Genomic DNA, 11,024 nt, shown 5'->3' on the forward strand with positions numbered 1-11,024 from the left:
TCGCCCGCGAGATCTACCCCCGCCTCAAAGCCGACATCACCGACCTCAACAAAACCCACCCCACCACTTGACAACCCATAGGAGCTTCCTGGGCGCAGCCAAATCACGGGTGTCAAGGGACCTGAAATCGGGAAGCAACCCCGAGATCCAACCGGGTCCCTTGACGCCCGTGATTTCCTTTGGCAGGTCGTACGGGAGGGAACACGCCCCAACCCACCAGGAAACCCAACCCCGGCCCCCTCTTGGTGATCTGCCGCCCGGCGAGGGCAAACAGCGCGAAGCAAGCGGAACCCCAAGCGAGAAGCAAGTGTGGGGCCCAGCGAGAAGCAAGCGGGCCTTGAGCGGGGGAAAGTGTGGAGCCGGCCGAGCAGCGAGTCCGACAAGGACAGCGGCAAAGCTAATGGTTTCCCCAGAGGACGGCTGTTGACACCGACACCCACCACCCGCCACCCCCATACTCGGCTGGGAGTGATACCACGAGGACACCAGGACGGTCGCCATGCGTATGCCCGATGATCTGGAAGACATGGTTTACAGCGTGTACGGCACCACGGAGATCCATGTGAAGCCGTGTCCGTTCACTCCGGCTGAGATCGCCGAGCTCGAGCAGACCAACGAGATGTTGATCTATGTGCCGCAGGAGATCTCCGAGGGGCAGATGATCGAGGCGGGCAAGTTGGTGTGCGGGTTCAACTGGGAGGTCGACAAGGGCATGATCAACAGCCCGTTGACTGACGAGTCGCACTGGTTGGTGTGTTCGGCGTCGCCGATTCCGGAGATGCTGGGGCAGAGCACGACGGCGATCTCCCGGGTGTACGAGGATGACGGCCTTGATGGTATGGACTTCCGGCGCTACCTGGCGTTCATTCTCACCTACCACCACCTTACCAACGAGTATCCGGACTTCCGGCAGTGGTGTCTGCTGGTGGGTGGGAACTACGACCGTAGCGGGATCTCGCTGGTCGGGTTCGACAAGTTCGGTCACTTCGGCCACCACGGGTGGATGAAGAACTTCAAGGCGAAGATGGCCGGTGGGCGGTATGTGGCGTTCCCGCCGCGCAAGCACATCAACTCGGAGACCGAGAAGCTGCCGCGGCCGCGCCGTGGCGTGCGTGACAAGGCCGGCCACGACGCGGGCACGGACTGACCGGAGGAACAATGAACGATCGCGCCGAACTGCTCGACAAGCTCGCCAAGTACGTTGAGCTGGAGTTGTTGGACGGCAAGGACATCACGGACTTCACCACGACCACGCCGCTGTTGGAGTGGGGCCTGCTTAACTCCATTGAGACCGCGCGGCTGGTGGCGTACATCCGTGAGGAGTTCGGCATCCGGGTGCCGCCCACCGAGATGGTCAGCCGCAACTTCCAGGACATCGAGCGGATCGCGGACCTGGTCAGCGAGCTGCGCGCGCCCGCCGCGTTACCGAAATAACCCAGCCCCGAACGAAAGAGACAAGCGTGTCCGGTGAATACGACTACGATGTAGGCATCATCGGCGGTGGCCCCGCGGGGTCCACCCTGGCCTCGTATCTGGCGAAGGCGGGACTGTCGATCGCCGTGTTCGAAAGCGAGGTGTTCCCCCGGGAGCACGTCGGTGAGTCCCTTGTGCCCGCGGTCATCCCGGTCATGCACGACATCGGCGTGATCTCGAAGATCGAGACGGGCGGGTTCCCGCGCAAGTACGGTGCCGCGTGGACGTCCGCGGACACCCGGCCGACGAGCACGATGGACTTCGACGCCGGCTCGCACGGCCTCGGCGTGGCGGAGATCGCGTACGAGGAACGTGACCAGAAGGGCGTGGACCGGGTCTACGCCTGGCATGTCGACCGCGGCGAGTTCGACCAGGTGTTGTTGAAGCACGCCGAGGAGCTCGGCGCCAAGGTGTACCAGGGCACCCGGGTCAACCGGGTGGACTTCACCGATCCGGACCGGCCGCTGATGCGGGTGAAGATCGGTCAGCAGGCGGTGGACGTGCCGGTGCGGATGGTGGTGGACGCCAGCGGCCGGCAGACCCTGTTGGGCAGCCAGCTGAAGGTCAAGGTGCCGGACGCGGTGTTCAACCAGTACGCGGTGCACACCTGGTTCGAGGGCCTTGACCGGGTGGCGCTGGCCCGCCGGCCCGAGGACGCCGACTACATCCACGTGCACTTCCTGCCCCAGGAGGACACCTGGGTGTGGCAGATCCCGATCACCGAGACGATCACCTCGATCGGTGTGGTCACGCAGAAGGAACGGTTCAAGGCCCACAAGGACAACTTGGACACGTTCTTCTGGGACTCGGTCGGCAGCCGGCCGGAACTGCTGGACGCCCTGAAGAACTCCAAGCAGGTGCGGCAGTTCAAGACCGAGGGCGACTACAGCTACGGCATGAAGCAGATCTCCGGCGACGCCATGCTGCTGATCGGCGACGCGGCCCGGTTCGTCGACCCGATCTTCTCCAGCGGGGTCAGCGTCGCCATGAACAGCGGACGCCTGGCCGCCAAGGACATCATCGCGGCGCACGCGGCCGGTGACTTCCGCAAGGAGCGGTTCGACAACTATGTCAACACGCTCCGCCGTGGCGTGAACATCTGGTACGACTTCATCTCCATGTACTACCGGCTCAACGTGCTGTTCACCGCGTTCATCGACGACCCGCGGTACCGCACGGACGTCATCCAGATGCTGCAGGGTGACGTGTACGACGCCGAGGAGCCCGAGGCCCTCACCGCCATGAAGGAGTACGTCGCCGCCGTGGAGGCCGATCCGACGCACCTGTGGCACCGTCACCTGGGCAACCTGAAGGCGTCCTCCTCCGCGCTCGCGCTCTTCTGACCGGTATCGAGCATCGTCCGCGCCGGCTGCGACAAACACCGCCGGCGCGGGCGTTTCCAGGGAGTGACATTGTCCGCCACTGATGAAAGCTACGTGACCGGCGTGCGGGTTCGCCGTACCGTGCGGCTTGTCGTGCCGTACCTGGGGCTCGTGGTTGTCCCGGTCATCCTCGGCGTCCTGCTGCTGCAGACGCAGAACGGCGGCGCGGCCACGACCGAACACCCGGCGGCCACGGACCCGTTCGCGAAGCTGCTGTTCGCGGTGCCGGTGATCTTCGTCGCCTGCCGGGTGGTCGCCTGGCTGTTCGGGCGGATCGGCCAGCCGCCGGTGATCGGTGAGATCGTGGCGGGCATTCTGCTGGGCCCGTCGCTGCTTGGCTGGGTGTGGCCGGCCGGATACGGCTGGCTCTTCCCGGCGTACCTGGCGCCGGCGATCAACATGCTCGCCCAGGTCGGCCTGGTCCTGTTCATGTTCCTGGTCGGCCACGAGCTGAACCTGGCGTTGCTGCGCCGGCGGACCAGGGCGGCGGTGATGGTCAGTCACGCCAGCATCGCCTTGCCGTTCCTGGCCGGAATCCTGCTGGCGTTGCAGATGTACAAGCCGCTGGGCGGCGGCGTGCAGCCGACGGCTTTCGCCTTGTTCATCGCGGTGTCGATGAGCATCACGGCATTCCCCGTGCTGGCACGCATTCTGACCGACCGGAAGATGAATGGCCAGCCCCTGGCGTCGTTGGCCTTGACGTGCGCCGCGGTGGACGACGTGACAGCCTGGTGCCTGCTGGCGCTGGTGACCGCGATCGCGACCGGCACCTCGGTGGCCGCGACCGCCTTGACTGTACTGCTGTCACTGGTTTTCTTCGCACTCATGATCTTCGTAGTACGTCCGTTGCTGGATCGCCTGCTGGCGCGCCGCGTGATCCCGGACGGCGCCGTGCTCCCCGTGCTGCTGGCCGGGTTGATGCTGGCCGCGCTGGCCACGAACTCGATCGGCATCCACCCGATCTTCGGCGCGTTCCTGTTCGGCGTCATCACGCCGCGCGGTGTGCTCAAAGTGGAGCGGGCCACGGACCAGATGCGCGGCCTGACAATGACATTCCTGCTGCCGTTGTTCTTCGTCTACACTGGACTGCGCACGAAGTTCGGCCTGCTCGGCGACGACTGGGGCCTATGGGGTTGGTGTGCGCTGATCACGGCGGTCGCGATCGTCGCGAAGTGGGCCGGCAGTCTCGGTGCCGCACGCCTGTCCGGTGTCGGGTGGCGTGAGTCGTGGGGCATCGGCGCGTTGATGAACTGCCGTGGGCTGACCGAGCTGGTGGTGTTGAACATCGGGCTCGACCTGAAGATCATCAGTCCGACGGTGTTCGCGATGCTGGTGATCATGACGCTGGTCACCACCATGCTGACCGCGCCCGCGCTGACCGTGATCGAACGCTTCCTGCCCGACCGCGCCCCGGCAGTGGGCTGACCATGTTCTCGAGGGCGGTCTCGCCGAGTGAGTGGTGGTTCGTCGGCCACCCGAAGAGCGCCACGCCGGTCGTGCAACTCGTGGTCGAAGGAGACGGCGAGATCACCTTGCCAGACCTCGCCCATGCCGTCGCGGTGGCGTCCGAAGCCTGTCCCGGCGCTCGACTGTCCCGTGTGGACCGGACCTGGGTGGACTCCGGGAAGGCGCCCCGGGTCCGACAGGTGCCCAAGGGCGACCTGACCACGATGGCGGCCACGCACAGGCCTATTGACGGCTGTGAAGTGCTTTTGCTCCCGGGCGCAGTGGTGTTCCGGGCCGCGCATGCCGTGATGGACGGGCACGGCGTGCTCACGTGGGCAACGGACGTCTTCCGCGTGTTGCGCGGCGAACAACCCGAAGGCGCCACGTCCACGATGACCGAGACCGACCTGCTCGACCGGCTCGGGGTCACCAACAACGAGACCCGGCCGCCGTTGGAGTGCCCGTCACCGCTCGGCCAACCACAGCGGACCTGGCGTCGACGGACCCTGTGGCGCCGTCTGACCATCGACGGCACCCACCCAGCGCTCGTCGCCAAAGTCGCCACGGCACTGACAGCGATCTACGGCCTGGAAACAGCGCACTACGCGATCGCGGTCGACTTACGCCGCCACACGCCGGAGGAGCTGTCAACAGCGAATCTGTCCCAAAGCACTGTGTACGAAGTTCACAGCTCTGATCAATGGGACGGAGTACACGAGCGACTGCTGCGCGCGCTGGCCGAGAAGCGTGAACTGTCCGGCCGCGTCGACCCGGCGATCCTCAAGATGCCAGTGCCGGTGATGCGGGCCCTCATCAAGGTCCTGGACGTCAGGTCGGCCCGACGCAACCGGTACGCCGCCACCTCCACGCTGTCCCACCTGGGACGCGTTGACCTCAACACCCTCAGCACCCCATCTTTCCACGCCTTCACGGTGTACTCACTGTCCACATTGTCCACAGCGGGCCCACCGGAAGTGAACATGGTGGAGTGCGCCGGCCGGACCGAGATCACCCTGGTCTGGTGTGACGAGCCAGGAATGGCCGCGCGCGCCGACGACGTCCTCGCGTGGCTACGGGACACCTTGTCCCCGAACACCGAATGGGAAGGCAACGACACTGCCCGGCCCGCGCGGACAGGCACAGTCGTGAGCGCGTTCCGTGAGCAGGCCGCGCGGACCCCGGCCGCGATCGCCTTGCGCTGGCCGGACGGCGAGATGACGTACGCCGAACTGGACCGTCGGTCCAGTTTTGTCGCCGGGGAGCTGCGGTCGCGGGGCGCCGGCCGGGACGTGGTCGTCGGCGTGCTCGCCGACCGGTCACCCGAGACGGTCACCGCGCTGTGGGGCGTGCTCAAGTCCGGCGCCGCGTATCTACCGCTGGACCCAGCGCACCCGGACGCGAGGATCAACGAACTGCTGGCCGACGCCAAGGCGCTGATGTGCGTCACCCGACGAACGGACCAGGAGCGCCCGCACGGCTGCCCGACCGTGGTGATCGACGACATCGAGTTCGAAAATGACACAGACGTACCCGAGGTGGACGCGGGTTCGCTGGCGTACGTGATCTACACGTCGGGGTCCACCGGACGGCCCAAGGGGGTCGAGATCGAGCACGGCAGCCTGGTCAACTACACCCGGTGGGCGGCCGACCGGCTGGGTGTCGACTCGGACTCGTGTTTCGGGCTGTTCACGTCACTGGCGTTCGACCTGCCGAACACCGCGCTGTACCTGCCGTTACTGGCCGGCGGGACGCTCGTGCTGGTCGCGGACGAGCCGAACCACGTGAGCCTGCGGTACCTGGTGGAGGAGTCGGGCGTGAACTCGCTGAAGCTCACGCCGTCGCACCTGGACCTGATCCTGCGGCTCGGTCTGGCGCCGCGTGGCTTCCGGCTGCTCGTGGTGGGTGGCGAGCAGTTGCGCCAGGACCTGGCGGCCGAGGCCCGCCGGGTCTTCGGGTGCCGCGTGGTCAACCACTACGGCCCGACCGAGGCGACGGTCGGGTGCCTGGCCCACGAGTACGACCCGGAGCAGGACACCGATCCGGCCGTGCCGATCGGTCGCCCGGCCGACAACACCGCCGCGTACCTGCTGGACCCGCAACGCCGGTTCGTCAGCCCTGGTGAAGCCGGGGAGCTGTACGTGGGCGGCGCGCAGGTGGCGCGTGGCTACCGCGGGCGGCCGGACCTGGACCGCGAGCGGTTCGTCCGGATGGCGGACGGCCGCCGGGTCTACCGCACCGGTGATCTGGCCCGGCTGCTGCCGACCGGCGAGGTCGAGTACCTCGGTCGCGCTGACGACCAGGTCAAGGTGCTCGGGCACCGGGTCGAACCGGCTGAGGTCGCCCGAGTCCTCGAAGACCATCCCGGCGTGACCCGGGCCGTCGTCGTACCTCGCCGCAACAGCCTGCACGCTTACGCTGTGTCCACAGTGGATGGTGATGTGCTGCGGGCGTTTTTGACCGAGCGGCTGCCGAGGTATCTCGTACCGGCCGCGGTTATTGTCGTGCCGGAGATCCCGCAGACCGCCAACGGCAAGGTCGACGTGCGCGCGCTACCGGATCTGGTGATCCAGGAGGCGACGGCCGAGCGCGACGACGTCGGCGAGGCCGTGGCCGCCGTCTGGGCCGACACACTCAGTGTCGACATGGGCCGGCTGGACGACGACGCCGACTTCCACCGGCTCGGTGGGGATTCCGTGCTGCTGCTGTCCATGTTGGCCGGGGTGTGCCGGGACGTGGTCGGGTCGGACGGCGAGCAGGCGTTCATGGCCGAGCTGGGCCAGATGATCCGCGAGCCGACCTTGGAACGGGTCAGCGCGGTGGCCCGAAAGGTGCTCGCGCACCCGGAATCCTGATCGGAGCAGCCCATGCGAGACCCGGCAGTCATCCCCACCCGGCGGACGTGCCCGTTCGACCCGCCCGGCGAGTACGCGCGGCTGCGCGAGCAGGACCCGGTCAGCCGGGTCGAGTTCCAGGTGACGCCGAACGGCATGACCGGCTGGCTGGTCACCCGGCACGACGACGTCCGCGCGGTGCTGGCGGATCCTCGGTTCAGCCGCCGCAACGAACTGCTGGCGCACGTGCTCGCGCCGACGTTCCCGATCGACTCGTACGACCCGCCCGCGGCCGAACCTGGGGCGTTCAACAAGATGGACGCGCCGGAGCACACCCGGTACCGCAAGATGCTCGCCGGGTACTTCTCCGTGCGGCGGACGCGTGAGCTGGAGCCGTTGATCGAGAAGGTCGCTGCGGACTGTCTGGACGCCATGGCCGCCACCGGATCGCCCGCGGACCTGCTCGCCGAGTACGCGGAACCGCTGCCGTCCAGGGTGATGTGCGAGATGATCGGCGTGCCGGAGGCGGACCGACGCAGCATCCTGCACCACTTCTCGGTGATTTTCCGGTTGACGTACACGGTGGCGGAACTCATCGATTCAGTGGGCGTGGTCACCGAGCTGTTCACGTCGTTGGTGCGCCGGAAGCTCGCCGAGGGCGGCGAGGACATCCTCGGCGTGTTGGCGTCGTCGGGCGAGATGTCCGAACAGGAGCTGGTGAACATCGCGTGGGTGCTGATCGGCGGGGCGTTCGACACGACCACGAACATGCTGGCGTTGGGCACGTTCGCGCTGCTGGAGAACCCCGATCAGGCGGCGTTGCTGCGAAAGCAGCCCGAGCTGATGGACAACGCGATCGAGGAACTCCTGCGTTACCTGACGATCTCGCATCTCGGGGCGAGCCGCTGCGCGATCGAGGACGTCACCGTGAACGGGACGGCCATCGAGGCCGGTCAGACGGTCGTGGTGTCTTTGCCCGCCGCCAACCGTGACCCGGCCAAGTATGACGCCCCGGACCGGCTCGACCTGGCGCGGTCGGCGCGCGGCCATGTGGCGTTCGGATACGGGCCACACCAATGCATCGGGCAGCATCATGCCCGGATCGTGCTCAAGGTTGGTTTCCGGGCCCTGTTGGACCGGTTCCCCGACCTTCGGCTGGCTGTGCCGGCCGGCGCGATCGAGACCTCCGAGGACGTTCAGCACTACGGTGTGCGCGCGTTGCCTGTCGCGTGGAATTAGGGATTCTCCTTGACGTTGGGGTGATCTCTGGTTCGCCTGGTCGCGGTGTGGTGACCTGGTATCCGGGTCGATCCGAACGCCGGAAGGAGCTCGCGATGCCGGACGCGAACAGCGCGGGGCTGCTCCGCCATGTGGACAGGGGCCTGCCGGCCCGGATCGCCGATTCGGTCCAGGCCAAGGACGGCGGCGTGATGAGCACGGCCGCGTTCTACGACTGGTTGGACGACCGTAGGCGGGACCAGTTGCAGACCGTCGACAGGATCCCGTTCTCGGCCATGCGCGGCTGGGGCTTCGACCCGGCCACCGGTGACCTGCGGCACCACACCGGACGGTTCTTCTCGGTGCAGGGGCTGCATGTCCGCACCGACTTCGGGCCGGTCGGCGAGTGGTACCAGCCGATCATCAACCAGCCGGAGATCGGCATCCTGGGCATCGCGGTCCGTGAGATCGACGGCCTGCTGCACTGCCTGATGCAGGCCAAAGTGGAGCCGGGCAACATCAACGGCGTCCAGCTCTCGCCGACCGTGCAGGCGACGAAGAGCAACTACACCCGCGTACATCAGGGCAACGCGGTGCCGTACCTGGAACATTTCCGTTCCACGCCACCGCATCGCGTGCTGGCTGACGTGTTGCAGTCCGAACAGGGTTCGTGGTTCTACGGTAAGCGGAACCGGAACATGATCATTGAGGTGGATTCCGCCGAAGCCGGCGAGGACTTCTGCTGGCTGACCATCGGCCAGCTGCACGAGTTGTTGCGGGTGGAGAACCTGGTCAACATGGACGCCCGCACTGTGCTGTCGTGCATGCCCGACGGTACCGACATGGGCCGTGGCAGCCTCACGACGAACGTCGAGATGCTGAGCTGGATCACCGCGCGACAGGCCGAGCAGGACATCCGGACCGAGCTGGTGCCGTTGCCGGACATCAAGTCCTGGTTCCGGACCGAGACCGAGATCCGGCACGAACTCGGGGTGTTCTTCAGCGTGGTCGGCGTGGACGTCACCACGAACAGCCGCGAAGTGTCCACATGGGCCCAGCCGCTGATCGAGCCGCACGGTGTCGGCATCGCCGCGCTGCTGATCAAGCGGGTTGACGGCGTGCTGCACGCTTTGGTGAACGCGCGGGTCGAGCCGGGCTACCGGGACGTGGTCGAGATCGCGCCGACCGTGCAGTGCACTGTGGAGAACTACGCGCATCTGCCGGCCGGTTCCACGCCTCCGTTCCTGGAGGACGTGCTCAGCGCGCGACCGGAGCGGGTGCTGTTCGACACCGAGTTGTCCGAGGAAGGCGGCCGGTTCTACCATGCCCGGAGCCGGTACCTGATCATCGAGGTGGACGCCGACTTCTCCGGCGAGGACCGGCCGGACTACCGCTGGCTGACCCTGCCTCAACTGACGGCTCTGCTGCAGCACAGCCATTACCTGAACGTTCAGGCCCGTACGTCGGTCGCCTGTTTGCGGGGTCTGCTGTGAGCGCCCGGCTTCGGGTCGGCGTGTTGGGCTGCTCCGACGTCGCCTGGCGGCGGACACTGCCGGCGTTACAGGCCGCACCACGGGTCGAGCTGGTCGCGGTGGCCAGTCGGGATTCCGCCAAGGCCCAACGGTTCGCATCGAACTTCTCGTGCGTCGCGACGACGTACTCCGACTTGCTCGACCGGGACGACATCGACGCGGTGTACATGCCGTTGCCACCGGCTTTGCATCTTCCCTGGGGCGCCAAGGTGTTGAGCGCGGGGAAGCACCTGTTGTCGGAGAAGCCGCTGGCCTCCAGTGCGGCGGAGGCACGTCAGCTTCTGCAGCGGGCACGGGAGAACGGCGTGCTGCTGCGTGAGAACTTCACTTTCCTGCATCATCCTCAGCACGAGTCCGTGCGCAAGCTGATGGCGTCGGGCAGGTTGGGTGCCGTCCGGTCGTTCTCCGGTGCGTTCTGCTTCCCGCCGCTGCCTGCCTCGGACATCCGGTACTCCGCTCATCTGGGCGGCGGTTCGTTGCGGGACGCCGGGGTTTACCCGATCCGGGCCGCGCAACTGCTGTTCGGCAACGATCTGACGTTGTCCGGGTCGGTGCTGCGGGTCGATCCGGGCCGTGGCGTCGACCTGGCCGGGCAGGCGCTGTTGGTGTCGGCGGACGGTGTCCCGATCACTGTCCAGTTCGGATTCCAGCACAGCTACGGCTCGTTCTACTCGGTGTGGGGCAGCGCCGGCCGGCTCCACCTGGACCGTGCGTTCACGCCGCCGGCGGACTGGCGGCCGGTGCTGCGGATCGACGCCGAGGAGATCGCGCTCGAACCCGAGCACCAGTTCCAGCGTGCCGTCGAGTCGTTCGCCGACGCGGTGCTCGCCGGCGTCACCGTGACGGACACCGACGAGGCACGGCGATGCGCGGACACGTTGCGAACCATGGAACTCGTCGACCAGATCAGCAGGCAAGCGGTGCGTGTCAACGAAACGGAGACGGCTGATGAGTGACATCGCCAGCATCGTGCAGCGGCAGGCGAGCCCGGCCGCGCGGCAGCGTGTCCTGTTGGACTTGGTCCGTACCCACATCGCCGCCGTCACAGGACGTTCCGGGCCGCATGCGGTGGATCCCGCGCGCGCGTTCCGCAAGCTGGGTGTCTACCGGCACGTCGGCGAACAGTTGCGGGAACGGCTGGC

8 protein-coding genes are annotated in these 11,024 nt (G+C 66.9%); all 8 read left to right on the forward strand.

What is annotated here, in order from left to right:
* Nucleotides 1-499 precede the first annotated feature (499 nt).
* The 8 genes from EV192_RS52020 (at nt 500) to EV192_RS52055 (ending at nt 10,838) form a co-directional block, all read left to right on the forward strand.
* Complete coding sequence (locus tag EV192_RS52020) at nt 500-1,147, forward strand: hypothetical protein (RefSeq protein WP_132126257.1); 648 nt, start codon at nt 500-502, stop codon at nt 1,145-1,147.
* An 11-nt stretch (nt 1,148-1,158) separates the two neighbouring features.
* Entirely contained in the window at nt 1,159-1,434 is a 276-nt protein-coding gene (locus EV192_RS52025; RefSeq protein WP_132126258.1) for an acyl carrier protein, read from the forward strand.
* A gap of 26 nt (nt 1,435-1,460) precedes the next feature.
* Complete coding sequence (locus EV192_RS52030; RefSeq protein WP_132126259.1) at nt 1,461-2,816, forward strand: NAD(P)/FAD-dependent oxidoreductase; 1,356 nt, start codon at nt 1,461-1,463, stop codon at nt 2,814-2,816.
* A 69-nt stretch (nt 2,817-2,885) separates the two neighbouring features.
* On the forward strand, nt 2,886-4,280 hold the full coding sequence (locus EV192_RS52035; RefSeq protein WP_243727629.1) for a cation:proton antiporter domain-containing protein: 1,395 nt from the start codon (nt 2,886-2,888) through the stop codon (nt 4,278-4,280).
* A gap of 2 nt (nt 4,281-4,282) precedes the next feature.
* Nucleotides 4,283-7,153, forward strand: a complete 2,871-nt coding sequence (locus EV192_RS52040; RefSeq protein ID WP_132126260.1) for a non-ribosomal peptide synthetase — start codon at nt 4,283-4,285, stop codon at nt 7,151-7,153.
* Between the two features lie 12 nt (nt 7,154-7,165).
* Entirely contained in the window at nt 7,166-8,371 is a 1,206-nt protein-coding gene (locus EV192_RS52045) for a cytochrome P450 (RefSeq protein ID WP_132126261.1), read from the forward strand.
* 95 nt (nt 8,372-8,466) lie between these two features.
* Nucleotides 8,467-9,843: an NDP-hexose 2,3-dehydratase family protein gene (locus EV192_RS52050; protein ID WP_132126262.1), complete on the forward strand. Its 1,377-nt coding sequence runs from the start codon at nt 8,467-8,469 to the stop codon at nt 9,841-9,843.
* Nucleotides 9,840-10,838 (forward strand): Gfo/Idh/MocA family protein, encoded by a 999-nt coding sequence (locus EV192_RS52055; RefSeq protein WP_132126263.1) that lies wholly within the window; start codon nt 9,840-9,842, stop codon nt 10,836-10,838. Before EV192_RS52050 ends, EV192_RS52055 begins: the two co-directional genes overlap by 4 nt.
* Nucleotides 10,839-11,024 lie beyond the last annotated feature (186 nt).

The sequence above is a fragment of the Actinocrispum wychmicini genome, assembly GCF_004345645.1.
In the GTDB taxonomy this organism is placed as follows: Bacteria; Actinomycetota; Actinomycetes; order Mycobacteriales; family Pseudonocardiaceae; genus Kibdelosporangium; species Kibdelosporangium wychmicini.